At 70.7% G+C, this 20,153-nt stretch carries 19 protein-coding genes; 8 read left to right on the plus strand and 11 right to left on the minus strand.

Features of this window, described 5'->3' with window-relative positions:
- Positions 1–93: 93 nt before the first annotated feature.
- From ABD714_RS12695 to ABD714_RS12705, 3 genes are all read right to left on the minus strand, one after another.
- Positions 94–1,272 carry a cupin domain-containing protein gene (locus tag ABD714_RS12695; RefSeq protein ID WP_344812721.1) on the minus strand — a complete coding sequence of 393 codons (1,179 nt, stop codon included), beginning with the start codon at positions 1,270–1,272 and terminating at the stop codon, positions 94–96.
- 24 nt (positions 1,273–1,296) lie between these two features.
- On the minus strand, positions 1,297–2,277 hold the full coding sequence (locus ABD714_RS12700) for a nuclear transport factor 2 family protein (RefSeq protein WP_344812722.1): 981 nt from the start codon (positions 2,275–2,277) through the stop codon (positions 1,297–1,299).
- Between the two features lie 93 nt (positions 2,278–2,370).
- Positions 2,371–3,366, minus strand: coding sequence for a LacI family DNA-binding transcriptional regulator (locus ABD714_RS12705; protein WP_344812723.1), 996 nt, complete (start codon positions 3,364–3,366; stop codon positions 2,371–2,373).
- 173 nt (positions 3,367–3,539) lie between these two features.
- Here ABD714_RS12705 and hisD (ABD714_RS12710) point away from each other — a divergent pair, with 173 nt between their 5' ends.
- From hisD (ABD714_RS12710) to ABD714_RS12725, 4 genes are read left to right on the plus strand one after another with little or no spacing between them, the layout of a single operon-like run.
- Complete coding sequence (gene hisD / locus ABD714_RS12710) at positions 3,540–4,868, plus strand: histidinol dehydrogenase (protein WP_344812724.1); 1,329 nt, start codon at positions 3,540–3,542, stop codon at positions 4,866–4,868.
- Positions 4,869–4,881: 13 nt separating this feature from the next.
- Positions 4,882–5,661 carry an SDR family NAD(P)-dependent oxidoreductase gene (locus tag ABD714_RS12715; protein ID WP_344812725.1) on the plus strand — a complete coding sequence of 260 codons (780 nt, stop codon included), beginning with the start codon at positions 4,882–4,884 and terminating at the stop codon, positions 5,659–5,661.
- The gene (locus ABD714_RS12720; RefSeq protein WP_344812726.1) at positions 5,661–6,413 is read left to right on the plus strand and encodes an HpcH/HpaI aldolase family protein; all 753 of its coding nucleotides are present in this window, start codon (positions 5,661–5,663) and stop codon (positions 6,411–6,413) included. Before ABD714_RS12715 ends, ABD714_RS12720 begins: the two co-directional genes overlap by 1 nt.
- Positions 6,410–7,534, plus strand: coding sequence for a cobalamin-independent methionine synthase II family protein (locus ABD714_RS12725; RefSeq protein WP_344812727.1), 1,125 nt, complete (start codon positions 6,410–6,412; stop codon positions 7,532–7,534). Before ABD714_RS12720 ends, ABD714_RS12725 begins: the two co-directional genes overlap by 4 nt.
- 44 nt (positions 7,535–7,578) lie before the next feature.
- On the opposite strand, the gene ABD714_RS12730 is transcribed toward ABD714_RS12725, so the two are convergent.
- From ABD714_RS12730 to hisD (ABD714_RS12750), 5 genes are all read right to left on the minus strand, one after another.
- Positions 7,579–8,274, minus strand: coding sequence for an alpha/beta fold hydrolase (locus tag ABD714_RS12730; RefSeq protein ID WP_344812728.1), 696 nt, complete (start codon positions 8,272–8,274; stop codon positions 7,579–7,581).
- Complete coding sequence (locus tag ABD714_RS12735; RefSeq protein WP_344812729.1) at positions 8,271–9,161, minus strand: carbohydrate ABC transporter permease; 891 nt, start codon at positions 9,159–9,161, stop codon at positions 8,271–8,273. Before ABD714_RS12735 ends, ABD714_RS12730 begins: the two co-directional genes overlap by 4 nt.
- Entirely contained in the window at positions 9,158–10,030 is an 873-nt protein-coding gene (locus ABD714_RS12740) for a carbohydrate ABC transporter permease (RefSeq protein ID WP_344812730.1), read from the minus strand. Before ABD714_RS12740 ends, ABD714_RS12735 begins: the two co-directional genes overlap by 4 nt.
- 124 nt (positions 10,031–10,154) lie before the next feature.
- Positions 10,155–11,468, minus strand: coding sequence for an ABC transporter substrate-binding protein (locus tag ABD714_RS12745; protein WP_344812731.1), 1,314 nt, complete (start codon positions 11,466–11,468; stop codon positions 10,155–10,157).
- 93 nt (positions 11,469–11,561) lie between these two features.
- Positions 11,562–12,887, minus strand: coding sequence for a histidinol dehydrogenase (hisD, locus tag ABD714_RS12750; protein WP_344812732.1), 1,326 nt, complete (start codon positions 12,885–12,887; stop codon positions 11,562–11,564).
- Positions 12,888–13,088: 201 nt separating this feature from the next.
- Here hisD (ABD714_RS12750) and ABD714_RS12755 point away from each other — a divergent pair, with 201 nt between their 5' ends.
- Positions 13,089–13,598 (plus strand): flavodoxin family protein, encoded by a 510-nt coding sequence (locus ABD714_RS12755; RefSeq protein ID WP_344812733.1) that lies wholly within the window; start codon positions 13,089–13,091, stop codon positions 13,596–13,598.
- A 4-nt stretch (positions 13,599–13,602) separates the two neighbouring features.
- Here the strand turns inward: ABD714_RS12755 and ABD714_RS12760 are convergent, their stop codons facing one another.
- Both ABD714_RS12760 and ABD714_RS12765 read right to left on the minus strand, forming a co-directional pair.
- The gene (locus ABD714_RS12760; RefSeq protein WP_344812734.1) at positions 13,603–13,932 is read right to left on the minus strand and encodes a hypothetical protein; all 330 of its coding nucleotides are present in this window, start codon (positions 13,930–13,932) and stop codon (positions 13,603–13,605) included.
- A complete protein-coding gene (locus ABD714_RS12765) occupies positions 13,929–15,077 on the minus strand; it encodes a serine hydrolase domain-containing protein (RefSeq protein WP_344812735.1) in 1,149 nt (382 codons plus the stop codon). The genes ABD714_RS12760 and ABD714_RS12765 overlap by 4 nt, the downstream gene beginning before the upstream one ends.
- Positions 15,078–15,179: 102 nt before the next feature.
- Here ABD714_RS12765 and ABD714_RS12770 point away from each other — a divergent pair, with 102 nt between their 5' ends.
- The 3 genes from ABD714_RS12770 (at position 15,180) to ABD714_RS12780 (ending at position 18,812) form a co-directional block, all read left to right on the plus strand.
- A complete protein-coding gene (locus ABD714_RS12770; RefSeq protein ID WP_344812736.1) occupies positions 15,180–15,986 on the plus strand; it encodes a carbonic anhydrase in 807 nt (268 codons plus the stop codon).
- A 293-nt stretch (positions 15,987–16,279) separates the two neighbouring features.
- Positions 16,280–18,379 (plus strand): carbon starvation CstA family protein, encoded by a 2,100-nt coding sequence (locus tag ABD714_RS12775; RefSeq protein WP_344812776.1) that lies wholly within the window; start codon positions 16,280–16,282, stop codon positions 18,377–18,379.
- Between the two features lie 49 nt (positions 18,380–18,428).
- Positions 18,429–18,812: a CstA-like transporter-associated (seleno)protein gene (locus ABD714_RS12780; RefSeq protein WP_344812737.1), complete on the plus strand. Its 384-nt coding sequence runs from the start codon at positions 18,429–18,431 to the stop codon at positions 18,810–18,812.
- A 568-nt stretch (positions 18,813–19,380) separates the two neighbouring features.
- Here the strand turns inward: ABD714_RS12780 and ABD714_RS12785 are convergent.
- Positions 19,381–20,151 (minus strand): ParA family protein, encoded by a 771-nt coding sequence (locus ABD714_RS12785; protein WP_344812738.1) that lies wholly within the window; start codon positions 20,149–20,151, stop codon positions 19,381–19,383.
- Positions 20,152–20,153 lie beyond the last annotated feature (2 nt).

Genomic DNA, 20,153 nt, shown 5'->3' on the forward strand with positions numbered 1-20,153 from the left:
GACCTGCGGAAAAGTAACCCCGACTGCCTCCGATCTGGCCCGAAACGGGTCTCTCAGGCTCGGTCGGGGTTACTTTGACGCAGACTCGACCGCTCAGTCGTCGATGGTGGCGGTGACCATCACGGCGACCGGGGCCAGGTAGCCGTTCGGGTCGAGCATCCAGCCGGCCTCGAAGGCGGCGTCGACCACCTCCGGGGCCCACTCCAGCCGGACCCGGCCGTCGCCGCTGTTCACCACCAGCAGCTCGCCGGTGCCTGCGGTCGCGGCGTTGTCGCCCGCCTCGACCAGCGTCATGCTCCGCCAGCTGCCGGCCGGGACCGACAGGGCGTCCTGCCCGGCGAGCCGCACGGTCCGGGCCTGATCACCGTCGTTCAGGGTGACGTCCCAGACCCCCGACTTCACCGTCAGCACCTGGGTCTGGTCGTGCCGGTGGCGCAGCACGCCCTCGCCGGGCACGGCACGGAGCCAGGCCAGGTTGAACGAGTGCGGCTCGTGCACCCGCGGCACCTGGCGACGGTCCTCGCTCATCCCGTAGCCGATCCCGAGGGCGAGCTCGGCGCCGCCACCGGGGACGTCGGAACTCAGCAGCGCGCGTCGGCTGTAGACCCGGTCGCTCGGTTGGATCACCCGCTGCCGCATCTGATCAACGGTGTAGGTGGTCAACTCGTCGATGTACTGCTGCTTCATCGGCCTGATCAGCGGCACGTCGGTGGGCAGCTCGTCGCCGGCGACGGTGTCGATCAGCCGCGAGTCGGCGGTGAGGTGCAGCCCGTACGACTCCGCCTCCCGCAGCACCGACGGCCCCCAGATGATGCCGCCGGTCACGTCGTGGCCCAGCACGGTGAGCAGGATGCCCTCGTCGGGACCCTCGTTGGTGAAGCCGCGGAAGATCCAGGTCGGCACGGTGATCACGTCGCCGTCGTGGCTGACGTACTCACCCTGCTTGCCGTCGACCCCCCACCGCAGCCGGAAGGTGCCGCCGAAGTTGATGAACACCTCGGCGGTGAAGTGCAGGTGCAGGTTGTTCGTCACCCCGTTGGGCATCCCGGCCGCGCCGACGTTGTAGCCGTGCTCCTCGGAGAGGTTCACGTACTGGTCCGGGTTCTGCGAGACCCCGGGACCGATGAACGCGTAGTTCTCCTTGCGGTCCGAGCCGGGCGTCCGGCAGTCGATGAAGGCGGAGTTGCAGGACACCCAGTCACTGCGACGGATGGTGCGGCGGGTCAGCTCGTCGGCCGAGACGGTCGGAGCCGGGACCAGGAGGTCGGTCATCAGGTTTCCTTACGGGAGGGTGGATCAGTAGATGTTGGTGCCGGCGTACGGCACGTCGCCGCGTCGGGCGGCGATCTGCGCACGCAGCGCGATCTCGTCGTAGAGACGGACCTCGCGCACGACCCGGCCGTTCTGGACCAGGAACTGCGAGATGCCGAGCACGTCGACCGGGGAACCGGTGAGCGGACCGAAGTCGGCGGTGCCGTCGTAGTGACCGGAGAACTTCCAGACCACGGCGATCCGCAGCCCGGCGTAGCGCGGGTGGGAGTTGGTGGCGACGTCGCGGACCTCGAACTGCCCGGCGGGGAACGGCCTGATCATCTTCAGCAGCTGGCGACGGTAGCCCTCGGGCCGGATGATCGTGGCGCTGCCGATCGTCTGCAGCACCAGGTCGCGGACGAAGAAGTCCTCCACCTTGTTCAGGTCACGGTCGTTCCAGACCTGCTGGATCAGGTCGAGCACCATCTCCACCTCGGCCCGGAAGTCGTCCGGCCGCGGGCCGCTGTCGCCGACGGCGATGACGTCGCTGGGCGCCGGCTGGGTGAAGCTGCCGGTGTAGCCGGCGAAGGCCTTGGCCCGCGCCACCTCGTCGGGGTCCTGACCCTGCTGCAACGCGATCGCCAGTGCGTCGCGGATCACCCACTCCTCCACCATCCGGCCGCGGCGGTAGAGGCAGCTGGCGATGGTCCGGCTGACCACGTCGTGGCGCGGATCGGCCGACAGGACCAGGTGGGAGCTGAGGAAGGCGTCGTCGCCCCGCGCCTCCCAGACCACGTCCTCGGCCTGCCCGATGCGGTCCGGGGTGTCCGAGATCCGCATCAGGGTGCCCTGGATGACCTCGTCCCGCCCGACCGAGGTCCCGTACGAGCCGTGCACGATCGAGTCGGCCTCGTAGTTCTCCCGGATGTGGCCGATCGCGCGGTTCACCCAGATGAGATCGGTGACCTCGCGGATGAAGTCATCGGGATCGGCGTAGGGCTGGTAGGCGATGGGGTCGAGCGGCATGACTCTCCTGAGCAGCAGCGGTGGTCCGGTGATCACCAGTGTATGCGTATGCACTCGGGGCTGGCAACCCTCGTCGCGACGGGGTCGGGGCTGCTAGCCGGCGGCGGCGAGGGTGCCGCGGCGGACCAGGTGGGTGCCGAAGACGGCGTGCTCGTACGGCTGCGGCTCCTCGGCCTCGACCCGGCGCACCAGCAGGTTCGCGGCCTTGCGGGCCATGGCGTCGAGGTCGAAGGCGACGGTGGTCAGGCGCACCAGCGGCCAGGCCGCCGCCGGCAGGTCGTCGAAGCCGACCATCGAGACGTCGTCGGGCACGGCGACGCCGAGGTCCTTGGCCGCGTTGAGGGCACCGAGAGCCACCACGTCGTTGCCGCAGACGATCACCGTCGGCCGGGGATCCCGGCCCAGCAGCCTCTGGGCCCCCTCGTAGCCGGTGTCGAAGTCGAACGGCCCGCGATGGGTGGCGGCGGAGCCGATCGCCAGCCCCTGCTCGTCGAGGGCGTCCCGCAGGGCGGTCTCGCGCTGGAGCGCCGTGCTGGTGTTGCGGGGGCCGAAGATCGCCCCCACCCGGCGGTGACCGAGCGCGGCGATCTCGCGGGCGACCTCGGACAGCCCCGGAACCGGGTCGACGGTGGCGGAGTCGGCCTCCATGGCGTCGGCGGTGCGGTTGAAGTAGACGAACGGCACACCGCGGTCCCGCAGCCGCACCGGCACCACCGAGTCGACGGTGGTGGTGGCCAGCAGCACCCCGTCGAGGCCGTTGCTGATCAGCCGCTCCGCCACGGTCGCGGTGTCGGTGGTCTCGGTCTGCAGCACCAGCTGGTAGCCGTACGCCTCGAGCTCGTGGTGCATCGGGGCGATCACGTGCGGGTAGAACTGGTTCTCCAGGTCGGTCAGCAGCAACCCGATCCGCCGGGTGCGCCCACTGGACAGTGCCCGGCCGGTCTCGCTCGGCACGTAGCCGAGCGCCTTGGCGGCCTGCCGGACGCGCCGCTTGGTCTCCTCGCTGACCTTCCCGCTGTCCCGCAGCGCGCGGGACACCGTCGGTTGCGAGACGCCGGCGAGACGGGCCACGTCGTGGGAGGTCACCACGGTCCGCCCCTTTCCTCGTCGCCGCCGACGGATCGACTGCGCCGAGCATAGCGGCGCCCTTGACGGCATCGTACGACATCGGCTTTACTCCTGACATACGTATTCAGCGCGCTTCCCCGGTTGGGTCGGATCCCGCCGGGTGGCCAGCACACCACCACGAGGAGCCCGACCGGATGCCCACCACGCTCAAGACGGCACAGACGAAGTCGTTCGCCGACACTGCGCAGGAGGACGTCGCCCAGCGGGTGCGTCAGATCATCGGCGACATCCGCAGCCGGGGGGACGAGGCGGTCGCCGAGTACTCACAGACCTTCGACGGCTGGGCGCCCGAGAGCTTCCGCCTCGACGCCGAGCAGGTCGCCGCGATCATGGCGACCCTGCCGCAGCAGGTGATCGACGACATCGTGTTCGTCCAGCAGCAGGTCCGCCGGTTCGCCCAGGCCCAGCGGGACTCGATGACCGACGTCGAGATCGAGACCCTGCCCGGGGTCCGGCTCGGCCACCGGCACGTCCCCGTCGGCTCGGCCGGAGCTTACGTGCCGGGCGGCAAGTACCCGCTGACCGCGTCGGCGCACATGACGATCATCACCGCCAAGGTGGCCGGCGTGCCGCGGGTGGTGGCGTGCACCCCGCCGATCAAGGGCGAGATCCCGGCCGCCACCGTCGCCGCCATGCACCTGGCCGGGGCGGACGAGATCTGGATCCTCGGCGGCGTCCAGGCCGTCACCGCGATGGCGCTCGGCACCGAGACGATGGGTCGGGTCGACCTGATCGCCGGCCCCGGGAACGCGTACGTGGCGGAGGCCAAGCGCCAGCTCTACGGTGAGGTGGGCATCGACCTGTTCGCCGGACCGACCGAGATCCTGGTGATCGCCGACGACGACGCCGACCCGTTCGTGGTCGCCGTCGACCTGCTCTCCCAGGCCGAGCACGGCCCGGAGTCGCCGGCCATCCTGGTCACGACCAGCACCGCCCTCGGCGAGCGGGTGATCGAGCACATCGAGCAGATCCTGCCGGCCATGCCGACCCGCGACTACGCCGAACCGGCCTGGCGGGACTTCGGTCAGGTGATCGTGGTCGACGACCTCGACGAGGCCTTCGCCGTGGCCGACTCCTTCGCCGCCGAGCACGTGCAGGTGCTGACCGCGAACCCGCGCCAGGCGCTGGACAAGATGCGGGACTTCGGCGCCCTGTTCCTGGGCGAGAACACCTGCGTCTCGTACGGTGACAAGGTGATCGGCACCAACCACGTGCTGCCGACGCTGGGCGCCGCCCGCTACACCGGCGGCCTGTGGGTCGGGAAGTACCTCAAGACGGTGACGTACCAGGAGATCACCGACGAGGGCTCCAGCGCCGAGCTCGGGCGGGTCTGCGGTCGGGCGGCCCGGGTCGAGCTGTTCGAGGGCCATGCCCGGTCCGGTGACGTCCGCGCCTGGAAGCTCGAGGGTGACCGGCACGACTGGATCGACGCCGCGCTCGCCCCGGCCGGCACGGCCGGCTGACGGCGTGCAGCTGATGGCGGACACGCGGGACGCCGACGCTGGACCGCTGGCCGGGCGGACCGCTCTGGTCACCGGCGGAGGCACCGGGCTCGGCGCCGCGATCACCCGGGCCCTGCACGGTGCCGGCGCCGACGTGCTCATCACCGGCCGCCGGCCCGAGCCGCTGACCGCGCTCAGCGCGGAGCTGGAGCGGGTGGACGGCATCGTCTGCGACGTCGCCGATCCTGCCGCGGTCGGCCAGCTCGCCGCGGCGGTGGCCGACCGGGAGATCTCGATCGTGATCAACAACGCCGGGATCGCCGGACCCGTGGCCCCGCTGACCGAGATCGACGTCGACGCGTGGGACGAGGTGTTCGACATCAACGTGCGCGGTGTCTTCCTGGTGTGCCGGGCCTTCCTGCCCGGAATGGTGGCGCGCGGCACCGGCGACGTGATCAACCTGGCGTCGGTGTCGGGGAAGAGGCCGCTGGTCCGACGGACCCCCTACTGCGCCTCCAAGATGGCGGTCATCGGTCTCACCTCGACCCTGGCCTTCGAGGTCGGACCGGCGGGCGTCAACGTCAACAGCCTGTCCCCCGGACCGGTGGACGGACCGCGGATGGACCGCAACTTCCGTCTGGAGGCCGAGCGTTCCGGACGCTCGTACGAGGAGGCCGTCGAGACGTTCGTCTCCCGTGCCGCCCTCGGCCGGATGGTGACCGAGACCGAGGTGGGAGCGGCCGTGCTGGCCATGCTCGCGATGCCCGGACTCTGTGGCGCCGACATCGACCTGTCGGCAGGAATGGTGGCGTGATGTCTCTCAAGTCCCGAGTCCTGAGCGGCGAGAAGCTGCTCGGGGTCCTGCTGCGGATGCCGGCCGAGGAGCTGGTGGAGATGGCGGCGGTCAGCGGCTTCGACTTCCTGCTGATCGACTGCGAGCACGGGCCGGCGGACCTGATCCCGCTGCGGCAGCACATCGCCGCCGCTCAGCTGCACGGTGTCGACGTGATGGTGCGGATCGGTTCGCACGAGCCGGCGCTGGCCCTGCGCGTGCTCGACCAGGGGGCCGTCGGCATCGTGGCGCCGCACGTGGACGACGCCGACACCGCCAGGGCCCTGGTCGACTCGGTGCACTACCCGCCGCTGGGCCATCGGGGCTTCGCCACCTACTCCCGCGCGGGACGCTTCGGTCTGGTCGAGCCCGCCGCCCACCGGGAGCGCTTCGCGGCCGACACCCTGGTCTTCGGGATGATCGAGTCGCCGGCCGGGGTGGCCGCGGCCGCCGACGTGCTCGGCGTGCCGGGCATCGACGGGACCATGATCGGCACCGCTGACCTGGGCGCCTCCCGCACCGAGAACGATCCCCCGGTCGCCGACCTGGTCGCCGAGGTGCATGCGGTGCTGGCCGCCGGACCCTCGTGGCGGATGGACATCGTCACCGGTCCGGACCGCGCCGCCGCCGCCTTCGCCGCCGGCGCCGACCTGGTGGTCTACAACCTGGCCCACACCCTGATGGGCCACCTGGCCGACCTCCGGGCCGCCCACCCAGGGAAGGGCGCAGCATGACCGGGATCGCCACCACCCACGTCGGATCCCTGCCCCGCTCCGCGGAGGTGACGGAGCTGATCTTCGCCGCGGAGGCCGGTGAACCGGCCGACGAGCAGCGGTTCGACGAGGTCGTGGGTCGCGAGGTCTCGGAGTCGGTGGCCCGCCAGGTCGCCGCCGGGATCACCGTCGTCTCCGACGGCGAGATGGCCAAGATCAGCTACGCGACCTACATCAAGGACCGGATCACCGGCTTCGACGGCGACTCGCCACGGCGCCCCCCGGCCGATCTGGAGGACTTCCCGGGCTTCCTGGGCCGGCAGGCCAAGGGCGGCGGCACCCCGACGTACCGCCGACCCCGCTGCGTGGCCGCCGTCCGGCCCGCCACGCTCCAGCCCCTGACCGACGACCTGCGCCGCTTCGCCGCCGCCCGAGCCGCCCACGGGGACCCGTCCGGTTTCATGAACGCGGCCTCCCCCGGAGTCATCGCGCTCTTCCAGCCCAACGACTTCTACGCCGACGACGACGCGTACCTGGAGGCGCTGGCCGAGGCCATGCGTCCGGAGTACGAGGCGATCGTCGACGCCGGTCTGGTGCTCCAGCTGGACAGCCCGGACCTGGGTCTCGGCCGGCACATGATGTTCAAGGACCGCAGTGACGCCGACTACCTGACCCGGATCTCGCGGCACGTGGAGGTGCTCAACCACGCTCTGCGCAACGTCGCGGCGGACCGGGTCCGGATGCACGTCTGCTGGGGCAACTACGAGGGACCGCACCACCACGACGTCGAGATGCGGGTGATCTTGCCGGTGCTCCTCAGGGCCAAGCCGGCCGGGCTGCTGTTCGAGACGGCGAACCCTCGACACAACCACGAGCTGGAGGCGTTCGTGGAGCACCGGGCTCAGATCGGCGACGACAAGATCCTGATCCCGGGTGTCATCGACTCCACCACGAACTTCATCGAGCACCCGCGGGTGGTGGCCAACCGGCTCCGTGGCTTCGTCGATCTCGTCGGCGCAGAGCGGGTCCTGGGCGGCACCGACTGCGGCTTCTCCACCTTCGCCGGGTTCGGAGCCGTCGATCCCGACATCGTGTACGCCAAGCTGGCGACCCTGGCCGAGGGCGCCGCACTGGTCGCCTGAGACCGCACCGTCGACACCGTCGACACCGTCGGCGATCTCGGAGCTCAGGACCGGCCGGCGAGGAGACGCCGGACGGAGCGCGGTCGCTCGAGCGGCGACAGGTGAGCGGCGCGCTCCAGCACCTGCAACCGGCCCCCCGGCACGAGCGTGACCACCTCCGCGTGCCGATCCAGTGGGCACAGCCGGTCGTGACGGGCGGCGATGACCAGGGTCGGACAGCGCACAGCCCGCAGTCCGGGGCGCTCGTCGACGCGGGTGGCCTGCAGGCGGAGCTGGGCGTCGAGCTCGGTCTCCCCGACGTCGTCGGCCATGGCCAGGGTGGTCTCCACCAGATCGGGCCGACGGCTCAGCGACGCGGGGCTCAACAGCAGCGGCAGCAGGTCCTGCTGGAGCTCCCGCGCGGACTCCCCGGCGGCCAGCCGGTCCCGTTCGCGGCGCCAGGCAACGAGCTGCTGCTCGGTCGGACCGTACGGGTTGGTGGAGAGCAGGACCAGCCCCGCCACCCGCTCGGGCGCGGTCCGGGTCACCGCCATCGCCACCACCGCGCCCAGGGACAGCCCCACGATCACGAAGCGCGGGGGCAGCTCGTCGAGCAGCCGATCGACCTGAGCCGCCAGGCTGGGCTCCGTCAGGCGGGGAGTGAGGGCCTGCTCTGGTGCGGCACCCGCCCACAGCCGCGCCGAGCAGCCCATCCCAGGGAGCAGCACCAGCGGCTCCTCCGCCGGCGCCGCCGCGCTCATCCCTTGACCGCGCCCGAGGCGAGCCCGGCGACGAGGTACTTCTGGGCGATGAAGGCGATGCCGATGACCGGCAGCGTGAGCAGCATGGCGGCCGCCCCGGCCTGCTGGAGCATGGGCAGCGTCTGCCCGAGCTGGGTGGTGATGAACACCGGCACCGTCTTGCTGGCCGTGTCCGTCAGGATCGCCGCCGTCAGGTACTCCTGGAAGGCGAACAGGAAGACGAAGATGCCGGCGGTGAGGATGCCCGGCCCCATCAGCGGGATCATCACCTTGCGCAGCATGCTGATCCGGGTGCAGCCGTCGATCATGGCTGCCTCGTCCAGACTGGCCGGGATCTCGGCGAAGAAGTTCCGCAGCAGCCAGATGCTGAACGGCTGGTTGATGGCCACCAGCGCGATGGCCAGCGCGTACGTGGTGTCGTAGATGCCGAGGGCCCGGCTGATGTCGTACATGGGCAGCACCACCGAGAACCGCGGCAGGGCTCGGAAGATCAGCGCCAGCACCAGCAGCACCGCCGAGATGTAGCCGGGCATCCGCGACAGGGCGTACGCCGCCGGCAGCCCGATGACCAACGCGACGACAGTCGAGATCACCGCCACGATCAAGGTGTTGCCCAGGTACTGCGCGAAGTACGTGGTCTGCCACAGGTCGACGAAGGCCTGCAGCGTCGGGGTGTAGGTGAACACCGGCGGGTTGGCGAAGGCCACGCTGGTCGGCTTGGTGACGGCCATCCCGGCCCAGATGAACGGACTGAGCATCAGGAAGCAGGTCGCGGCCAGGAACAGCCCCGACAGCACCAGGACCGGCCGGCGCTTCCGCGTCGTCGTGCGCGGCTCCGCGGCCTTGCGGGCGCGGCTGATCGTGGTCTCGGTGTCGACGGCGGTCATCGCACGTTCCTCGATTCGGAGAAGGTGTCCCGGATGAACGGCGTCAGCATGATCAGGATCAGCAGGATGGTGAGGACGCTGATGGCGCTGCCCAGACCGAGCGCCTCGCTGCCCTCCCGGAAGGCGATGTTGTAGATGTACAGCATGATCGACTCGTTGCCGATCTCCACCGCCTGCGGGGCCAGCGGGATCAGCTGGTCGAAGGTCCGCAGGACGTCCATGATCGAGATCAGGGTGACGAAGAACAGCACGCCGCGGATGGTCGGGATGATCACGTGCAGATGGGTCTTCAGGGCACTGGCGCCATCGATCCGGGCGGCCTCCAGGATCTCCCCCGGCACGCCCTGCAACCCGGCCAGGATGATCAGCATGCTGAACGGCAGCAGGTGCCACACCGTGTCCAGGATGATCATGATCCGGTTGGGCCAGACGTCGGTGAACCAGAGGATCTCCGTCTGGGTGAGGCCGGACAGCAGGTAGTTGACGACACCCCCGAAGTTGGTGTCGAACAGCCAGGAGAAGGCGGCGGAACCGACCACGTTGGGCAGCACGTAGGAGACGAGCAGGATGCCGAGCACCACCGGGCGCAGTCGGCCGAGCTGGTTCACCTGGGTCGCGATGACGTAGCCGAGGACGACCAGGCAGGTGGTCACGACCAGGGTGAGGATGACCGTGAAGCCGACGGCCCGGCCGAAGCGCGCGTCCGTCAGGGCGGTGACGTAGTTCTGGAGACCGACGAACACCCCGGCCTCGCCGTACTGGACGTCCTGGAAGCTCCACTGCACGGTGCGGACCAACGGCAGCAGCAACAGGCCGAACATCACGATCATGCTGGGACCCACCAGCAGCGCGAACTCGCGTCGACGCATCGAACCCTCCTGACTGAGGCGGTGACGGGCCGGCCGAGGGCCGGGCGGGCGGCGCCGGTGCTGGCGCCGCCCGCCCGAGCGATCAGTACCGGGCGATCAGTACCGGGCGATCAGTACCGGGCGATCAGTACTCGGCCAGCACCTTGTCGGCGGCGGCCTGCATCTGCTTCGAACCCTCCTCGACCGAGAGCTTGCCCAGCACGGTCTGCGCGATGAGCGAGATCACGGCGTTGGACACGTCCGGGGTGTACGGGGCCGAGACCGGCGGGACCGTCTTGGCGACCGAGTCCAGCGCGGCCTGGGCGTACGGCGAGCTGTCCTTGGTGACGACGCCCTGGCGGGCGGGGAAGGCGGCCGGGATCGAGGCCTTGGACGCGTCCTCGCTGACCGAGGAACCGATCAGCTCGAACAGCAGGTTCTCGTCCAGCTGGGTGTTGACCGGGATCGACCAGCCGTCGATGGACAGCCGGCTGAACATCGGACCGCCGGCGGTCGCGGCGGGCGGAGCCGCGAAGCCGAACTGGCTGGCGTACTTGCTGTTGGTCTCGATCGTCAGGTCGTTCATCCGGCCGGAGAACATGATCGCCATCGCCGCCGTGCCGTTGAACATCTGCTGCTGGACCTTGGGCTGGTCGAAGGTGGTGACCTGCGGGTCCATGTACGGCTGCAACGACTTCATGGCGTTCAGCGCGGCCCGGCCCTTGTCGGTGTCGAACTGGGCCTTCTTGGTGGTCGGGTCCACGAAGTCGGTGCCGAAGGCGTTCATCATCGCCTGGTACTGGGTGGAGATGTCGCCGGTGGCGAGCCACGGCAGGGCGATCGGGTACTTCACGTCGCCGGCGTCCTGGATCTTCTTCGCGGCGGCGACCATCTCGTCCAGCGTCGTCGGCGGGGTCAGGCCGTTCTTCTCGAAGATGTCCTTGCGGTAGGCCATGACGTACATCTGGGCCTGCATCGGCACGCCGTAGAGCTTGCCCTCGTAGCTCATGCCCTCGAGCATCGACTTGTCCAGCTGGTCCAGCTTGTACTCCGAGGAGTACTTCGCCATCAGGTCGTCCAGCGGCCGCAGCTTCTGGTCGGCCGCGTTGGCGCCGATGATGAAGCTGTAGGTCTCCAGGATGTCGTAGGAGCCCTTGTCGCCCGAGAGCGTCGCCGTCGTCTTCTGGACCTGACCGGCGAAGTCGATCGGGTCGTGCTTGACCGTGACGTTGTCGTGGGTGCAGCTCTTCACCATCGTGTTGGTGAACGGGTCGACCGCGGAGGAGTTGTAGGCGAGCACGTTGACCGTGGTCTTCTCGGTCGGGTTGTCGAAGTCACAGGCCACCTGGGTCGCGGTGCTCGCTCCCGTGCGGGAGCCGGCACCGCAGGCCGACAGCGTGATCAGACTCGCCGACATCGCCGCGACGGCGAGCAGCTTGAGCGTGCGGGTGGGGCGCATGGGGGGTCTCCTTGAGAGGGGGTGGGAGCGTGCGCGGAGATGCTTACGTATTCAGAGGTGCGGCGACGCAGGGACGCCGCGGCAGACGCCGGGTCAGGCGCCGGCGATCAGGTCCAACCGCAGCTGGGCGCTGTCCCGGTGACCGGGCATCTCCTCGAAGTCGGAGATGGTGACCACCGGTCCGGCCTGGATCTGCGTGGCCTCCCGGGTGGCCCGCTGGTAGGTCAGCTGCTTCAGGTAGCCGGTCACCGACAGACCACCGGTGTAGCGGGCGCCGCGGGCGGTGGGCAGCACGTGGTTGGTGCCGGACATCCCCTTGTCGGCGTACGCGACGGTCGACCACTCCCCCAGGAACAACGAGCCGTAGTTGCGCAGGTTGTCCAGGTAGAAGTCGGGATCCTCGGTCAGGATCTCGAGGTGCTCGGGGGCGAGCAGGTCCATGATCTCGATAGCGGTCTTGGGGGAGTCGGCGACGTAGATCGAGCCCCAGTCGCGCCACGCCGCACCGGCGATCTCGCGGGTGGCCAGGCCCTCGAGCTGCCGCGCGATCTCGACCTCGACCGCGGCCGCCAGTTCGGCGGAGGTGGTGACCAGGCAGGCGGGGGAGCTCGGACCGTGCTCGGCCTGGGCCAGCAGGTCGGCGGCCACCATCTGGGCGGTGGCGGTCTCGTCGGCGATCACCGCCACCTCGGACGGGCCGGCGAGCACGTCGATGCCGACCTTCCCGTACAGCTGGCGCTTCGCCTCGGCGACGTAGGCGTTGCCGGCGCCGACGATCATGTCCGAGGCCACCCCGTCGAGCAGACCGAAGGCCATCGCGGCCAGAGCCTGGACACCACCGAGGGCGAACACCCGGTCGGCGCCGGACGCCCGGGCGGAGTAGAGGACGGCCGGGTGGGGCTGCCCCTCGCGACTGGGCGGGGTCGCGCAGACGATGTTGGGGACGCCGGCGGCCCGGGCCACGCCCACGGTCATGAAGGCGCTGGCCAGCAGCGGAAAGCGCCCGGCGGGCAGGTAGGCGCCGACGTTGCCGACCGGAACGTACTTCTGCCCGCACACCACACCCGGCACGACCTCCTCGGCGAAGTCGTGCAGATGAGCGCGCTGCATGGTCGCGAACCGCCGGGTCCGCTCGGCGCCCGCGTCCAGGGCGGCCTTGAGGTCGGCCGGGAGCGGGGCCGTCAGCTCCTCCACCTGCGCCGGGCTGATCTCGAAGTCGAGGCCACCGGTCCAGCCGTCCAGGCGCTCGGCATAGCCCCGGACCGCTTCCAGCCCCCCGGTCTCGATCTCGGACAGCATCGCGGAGACGGTCGAGATCACGGTCGGGTCGGACTGGGCCGCCACGTCGGGGCGGTCCGGCTCGCGGACGACGGTGTAGGACCCGGTGATCCGGGAGCGATCGGCGATCGTCAGGTGCATACGTATAACCTAAGCGACGCCTGAACGATCTGGCAAGGGTTCTGCCCGGTCGGCGAGACAGCCGGGTGAACAGGCCCTTCGGTGTCATCGGACCGACCTTCGACCCTGTCCGTGACCCCGCCACCGACCGACGCTGGTCTGGAGGGATCGCGCGGCGCCGAACCGGGCCGGCCGCGGGCCCCGACGATCGGGAGATCCGCGATGGGCAAGGCACTGGTCGTGTACGAGTCGATGTGGGGCAACACCGAGAAGGTGGCCCGGGCGATAGCCGACGGACTCGGGGACTCGATGGCGGTGGAGGTCTGCGAGGTCGGTGCCGCGACGCAGTCACCCTCGTCCGACCTGGCGCTGATCGTGGTCGGCGGTCCCACCCACGCCTTCTCCCTGAGTCGCCCCAGCACCCGTGAGGACGCGCGGAGGCGCGGCGCCGACCGGGGCGGGGAGTCCGGGGTGCGCGAGTGGCTCGATCGGCTGCCGGGCGGGCCGCACGCCCAGCGGCTGGCCACCTTCGACACCCGCGTGACGGCGATGCGTCACCTTCCCGGTTCCGCCGCCCGGAGCGCCGCGCGCGCCGCGCGCCACCACGGCTACCGCCGGACCGATGACAGCGAGAGCTTCTACGTCGCCGACGTGGCCGGCCCCCTCGTCGACGGCGAGCTCGAGCGGGCGACGGCCTGGGGACGCCGGATCGCTGCCGCCGTCCCGGTCTGAGCGGTCAGGCCAGCACGACCACCAAGGCGAGTCCGACCGCTCCGTACCCGACGGTGGTCCACCGACGACGCTCGGCGGGAAGCGTGCGCCACCGCAGGACCAGCCCGGCGGCGCCCACCCCGACGGCGAGGGCGGCCGCCACCCACAGCCAGACAGCGAGACCCGGTGGTGGCGCCAGGGCGCGGACCAGGGCAAGGGAGACGACGGCGTCGACCCCGGACCGCGCCACCTGGCCCCGACCCGTGACCAGCAGCGGTCCCGGCGACCAGGCGCGCGCCACGAACCAGATGACGGCGGCCGCCGCGAGCACCCACAGGACGATCCCGATGATCATGAGCAGTCCCCGATCCGCTCCAGCAGCTCGAAGCCGGCCAGCGTGGTGGCGTTGGGCGACTCCTGCCGGGCCGACAGGACGACCACGCCCGTCCTCCGCTCGGGATCGATCCCCAGGAAGGAGGTGAAACCGCCGGTGCCGCCGTTGTGCCAGGTGACCTGACGCTCGCTCCCCGGCGCGGGCGAGGTGATCCAGGCCCATCCGGTGGGGCTGCCGTCGGCGTCGGCCTTGGGCTTCAGCGCATCGATCCCCGGCGCCTGGCCGGTCAGCAACCGCTGGGCCAGCCCGGCCATCTCCTCGATGTCTGCGCGCACGCCGCCGGCCGGGGCCAGTGCCGGCCCCACCCAGGCGTCGGCGGTCCGGCCACCGGCGGTCTGGCCCAGCAGATCCCCCGTCGTGAGCTCGCGGTCCGCGTACGGGACGGTCGCCTCGGCCAGGCCGGTCGGGACGAGGACACGCTCACGGAGCAGGTCACGGTAGGGACGATCGGCCGCGGCGGCCAGCGCCGCCCCGAGCAGCTCGAAGCCGAGGTTGGAGTAGGTGCCCGGCGGCGCGTCCGGACTCACCCCGCCGAGCGCGTCCAACCGCTGCTGCACCGAGCCGTCGTACGGGTTGCCCGCGGTCAGGCTGGCCCGGTAGTTGCGCCCGACCTGACCGATGGTGGGCAGCTGGACCGGCAGCCCGGAGGTGTGGGTGGCGAGCTCGCTGAGCGTCACCCCGGCCAGGGCCCCGGACACCGGCAGCAGCGAGCCCAGCCGGGTGTCGGCCCGCACCTCGCCCCGCTCGATCATGTCGGCGAACAGCAGACCGGTCAGGCCCTTGCTGATCGACCCGATCTCGAACCGGTCCGTGGCCTGCGCCCCCATCACGGCCGTACGGGTGCCGGCCGGGGTCACGCAGGCGACAGCGAGGGCGGGTCGGTCGTCGCCGATCAGCTCCCGACCGAGCTGGCCGAGAGCGGCGTCCCCGGCGGTCTCGGCCGGCAGCCGGGCGGGCGCCGGTCGCCAGGCGACACCGGCGAGGAGGGCCAGGGCGGCGCAGACGGCGACCACCACGACCCTGGTCCGGCGCGGCGCGCGGGCGTGGCCCACGTCGGCGGGTGGCGGGGGCGGATGACCGTGGGGCGAGCCGGTGGCGGCACTCATGCGGACCTCTCTGGCGGTGAGAACATCAAGCATCCGGAATTACGTAATATCGTACCCGGTCGCCGTCACTGGTCCGCAACACGCGTCTCGTTAGGGTGAGTCATGACCGAGCAGCGGGAGATCATCTGGCGCCAGGCCCGGCCCGGCGAGGAGCGCCCGGCCCGTCCCGCCAGTCCGGCGGAGGCGCGGGCACGGCTGGAGTCCGGCAACGCCGACTTCGCCAAGCTGGGTGACCACGGCGGGCAGCAGATCATCTCGGTCGGTCCGGAGGCGTTCGGGCTGCCGCCGGCCGCCGGCGCCGGGCTGGCGCAGCAGCCGTTCGCCGCCGTCCTCGCCTGCTCGGACGCGCGGGCCCCCGTCGAGCTGCTCTTCAACCAGGCCGGCAACTCGATCTTCGTGGTCCGGGTGGCCGGGAACGTCCCGGGCCGCGAGTGCCTGGGCAGCCTGAACTACGCCGTGACCAACCTGCCGACGGTGAAGATGATCACCGTCCTGGGGCACACCAGCTGCGGGGCCGTGTCCGCCGCCGTGGACGCGCTGCTGTCGCCGCAGGTCTACCTGGACGTGATCCAGGACCCGTCGCTGCGGGCGATCGTCGACGCCCTGCTCGCCGGGGTCCGGATGGCCGACCAGGCGCTGGTGAACACGTACGGTCGCGACATCCGCGACGCCCCCGGCTTCCGCGACGCCCTGGTCGACCTGGCCGTCACCGCCAACGCGGCGATCACCGCGGTCGTGCTGGCCCGCGCCGTCGACTGCGCCGTGACCTTCGGGGTGTTCAGCCTGGACAACCGGACGGTGGGCATCACCGGCGCCGACGGCTGGGACGCCGGCCTGCACGACCCGCCGGACGGTGACCGCTCGCTCACCCAGCTGCTGACCTGGGGCGCTGCCGCCGCCGGGCTCTGACTCCCGGGAGTCCATCGCGCCCCAGAACTCGCTGACCAGGGCCGGCCGGAGTGCCGACACCTGAGGGTTTCCTGTACGTCGTCGTGCCATACCAGTGGGCACGGTGGTTAACTGCTCTGCGACGATCCTTCCCCGATCGAGGAGCCTGACCCGTGACCGACACCGTCGCCGCCCGCGAGCTGCCCCCGGCCAGCATCGACGCCGCCGCCCAGGACGAGCAGCACCGCACCTGGACGCCCAAGAAGATCCTGATCTGGGGGGCCGTCGCACTCCTCGGAGCGGTCGCCTGGGTGATGATCGCCCTGGTCCGCGGCGAGACGATCAACGCCATCTGGTTCGTGTTCGCGGCTGTGTGCAGCTACCTGATCGCGTACCGCTTCTACAGCAAGGTCGTCGAGCGCAAGATCACCCGCCCGGACGACACGAGAGCGACGCCGGCGGAGTACAAGGAGAACGGTCTGGACTACCTGCCGACCGATCGCCGGGTCCTGTTCGGGCACCACTTCGCCGCCATCGCCGGGGCCGGTCCGCTGGTCGGACCGGTGCTGGCCGCGCAGATGGGCTATCTCCCGGGCACGATCTGGATCATCGTCGGCGTGATCCTCGCCGGTGCGGTGCAGGACTACCTGGTCCTGTTCTTCTCCATGCGCCGGGGCGGTCGCTCCCTCGGCCAGATGGCCCGCGACCAGCTGGGCCGGATCGGCGGCACGGCAGCGATCCTGGCCACCTTGTTGATCATGCTGATCATCGTGGCCATCCTGGCCCTGGTCGTGGTCAACGCCCTGGGCGAGAGCCCCTGGGGTGTCTTCTCGGTGGGCATGACGCTGCCGATCGCCCTGTTCATGGGGTGCTACCTGCGGTTCCTGCGGCCGGGCAAGGTCGGCGAGGTCTCGATCATCGGGTTCGTCCTGCTGATCGCGGCCATCGCGTCGGGGCGCCTGGTCGCCGAGAGCCCTTACTGGTCAGAGGTCTTCACCCTCGACCGGTTCACCATCGCCTGGATCATCGTGGCGTACGGCTTCTTCGCCGCCATCCTGCCGGTCTGGCTGCTGCTGGCGCCGCGGGACTACCTGTCCACCTTCATGAAGGTCGGCACCATCATCATGCTGGCCGTCGCGATCATCATCGTGCGGCCGGTGATCACCGCCCCGCCGCTGAGCGAGTTCGCCGGTCGCGCCGACGGACCGGTGTGGGCCGGCTCGCTGTTCCCCTTCCTGTTCGTCACCATCGCCTGCGGAGCGCTGTCGGGCTTCCACGCCCTGATCGCGTCCGGCACCACACCGAAGCTGATCGAGAAGGAGCGACAGACGCGCCTGATCGGCTACGGCGGCATGCTGATGGAGTCGTTCGTGGCGATCATGGCCCTGGTGGCCGCGCTGTCCATCGACCGCGGCATCTACTTCGCCATGAACTCCTCGGCCGCGGTGACCGGCGGGACCCCCGAGACGGCCGCCGCCTTCGTCAACGGGCTCGGGCTGATCGGGGTCAACCTCACCCCGGACATGCTCACCTCCACCGCCCAGGCGGTCGGCGAGGAGTCGATCATCTCCCGCACCGGTGGCGCTCCGACGCTGGCCCTCGGTCTGGCGCACATCATGCAGCAGCTGACCCACTCCGGGCTGACCTCGTTCTGGTACCACTTCGCGATCATGTTCGAGGCCCTGTTCATCCTGACCGCTGTCGACGCCGGCACCCGGGTGGCCCGGTTCCAGCTGCAGGAGTCGCTGGGCAACATCGTGCCGAAGTTCCGGGACACCTCCTGGCGGATCGGCTCCTGGCTCTGCACCGCGGTCATGGTGGCCGGCTGGGGCGCGATCCTGATCTTGGGGGTGACGGACCCGCTGGGCGGCATCAACACGTTCTTCCCGCTGTTCGGCATCGCCAACCAGCTGCTCGCGGCCATCGCCCTGGCCGTCTGCATGTCGCTGGCCGCGCGCGGTGGCGTACGGGGGTGGTTGTGGATCCCTGCGCTGCCGTTGGCGTTCGCGGCCGTGGTCACCATCACCGGCTCGCTCTACAAGATCTTCTCCCCCGTCCCGGCGGTCGGCTACTGGGCGCAGAACAAGCTGTTCCGCGATGCCCTCGCCGCCGGCAAGACCAGTCAGGGCACGGCCAAGACCCCGGAGGCGATGGCCGCCGTCGTCCGCAACACCACCGTGCAGGGCACCTTGTCGATCATCTTCGTGACGCTGGCGATCATCGTCATCGCGGCCGCCATCGTGTCCACCATCCGCACGGTGACCGGGGCGAACACCCCCGAGACGGAGGACCCACGGCACGAGTCGACGTTCTTCGCCCCGGCCGGTTTCCTGCCCACCCCGGCGGAGAAGGAGCTGCAGAGCGAGTGGGCGGCAGCCGTGCCGGACCGGCCGAAGCGACGCGCCCACCACTGACCCTTCGTCCCTGACCGCTGACCGACCGCCGACCGACCGAGGAGTCACCATGAGCGCGAGCCTGCGAGACGTCCCCCTGCGCGGCTGGTGCACCACCCGGGCCGTCGGCCGGTCGGAGTCGGGGCGGTCGGAGTCGGGGCGGTCGGAGTCGGGGCGGTCGGGCGTCGCCACCGGCGACCCAGAGCTCCGTCGTCCGGAGACCGGGTCGTCGACCGATCGCGGAGACGGGTCGGCGCCCTCGGTGGCGGGACGGGCGCAGCGGATCTGGGCGAGCCTGCGCTGGTACGCCTCCGGGGTCCTCGGTGGCTCGAAGTACGAGGGTTACCTGAGCTGGCACGCCCGGCACGGCGACGGCCCGCCGCTGTCGGAGAAGGAGTACTGGCGGCACCGGACGGCCCACGAGGAGCGTCATCCGGAAGGGCGCTGCTGCTGACGCGCTGCCGTACCTGACTCGCCGGCGGCATCCGTACTCAGAGGGGCATGAGCCGGTCGGCCGTACATGACTCGCCGGCGGCATCCGGACTCAGAGCGCACCGGCCAGTCGGCCGAACGTGACTTCCCGGCGGCACCCGGACTCAGAGCCCACGGGCCAGTCGGCCGAACGTGACTTCCCGGCGGCACCCGGACTCAGAGCCCACGGGCCAGTCGGCCGAACGTGACTTCCCGGCGGCACCCGGACTCAGAGGGCACGGGCCAGTCGGCCGAACGTGACTTCCGAGCCACAAACGGACGTCCCGAACCCCCCACAACGCACCGGATGTGACTCGCCGGCGGCACCCGGACTCAGAGGGCACGGGCCGGTCGGCCGGACGTGACTTCCGAGCCACAAACGGACGTCCCGAACCCCCCAGAACACGCCGGATGTGACTCGCCGGCGGCACCCGGACTCGGAGGGCACGGGCGACCCGCCCGGACGTGACGCTCGCGTCAGGAACGGCGGCCAGGCAGCGCCCCCAGGCCAGGACCGCGAGCCACCACGAGTCAAACCCCGTGCAGGCGGGTCAGTCCGCGTCGGGCTCCACCGCCGGCAGCTTCAACAGCCCGGAGACCTCGTCCCACAGCTGGCCGAAGGCGACGGCGGCCGGGGACTTGGAGGCGAAGACGATCAGCGGCTCACGACGTACGGTCATCTGCTCGACGGCGCTGGCCGAGGGGATGGCGATCGAGCTGACGGCGGAGTTGGTCGTCGGCAGCTCGCGCAGGATGTCGGTGTGCAGCTTGCGGCGCCGATCCAGCATGGAGAAGTAGCCACGCAGCTTCGGCTTCCGCCCCTTCAGCTCGGCGGTGAAGGTGACCAGCTGCTCGAACGTCCGCACCGACAGCACGGTCGGGATCAACGGCACCAGCACCACGTCGGACGCGCGCAGCACGTTCTCCGACACCAGCGACAGACTCGGCGGGGTGTCCAGGATGACGACGTCGTACTCGGCGGCCAGCGGCGACAGCAGCCGGCGAAGCGTCCGCTGCGGGTTGGGCCGGTCGTTGAGGTCGATGTCCATGTGCCGGTAGGTGAAGTCGGCCGGCAGCAGGTCGAGGTGGGCGAAGTCGGTGGCCTTGATGGCGTCCAGCATCGGCCGCGCTCCCCTGACGAGCTTCGGGCTGCCGCCCTTCACCCGCGGCTTGACCCGGAACAGGTAGGTCGCCGCCCCCTGGGGGTCGAGATCCCACAGCAGCGTCCGTCGGCCTTGCCGCGCCGACAGGTAGGCGAGGTTCACGGCGGCGGTGGTCTTGCCCACTCCGCCCTTGAGGTTGTAGCTCGCGATCACCTTCACAG

Origin of the sequence: Microlunatus aurantiacus (genome assembly GCF_039536605.1) — a bacterium.
Taxonomy (GTDB): domain Bacteria; phylum Actinomycetota; class Actinomycetes; order Propionibacteriales; family Propionibacteriaceae; genus Microlunatus; species Microlunatus aurantiacus.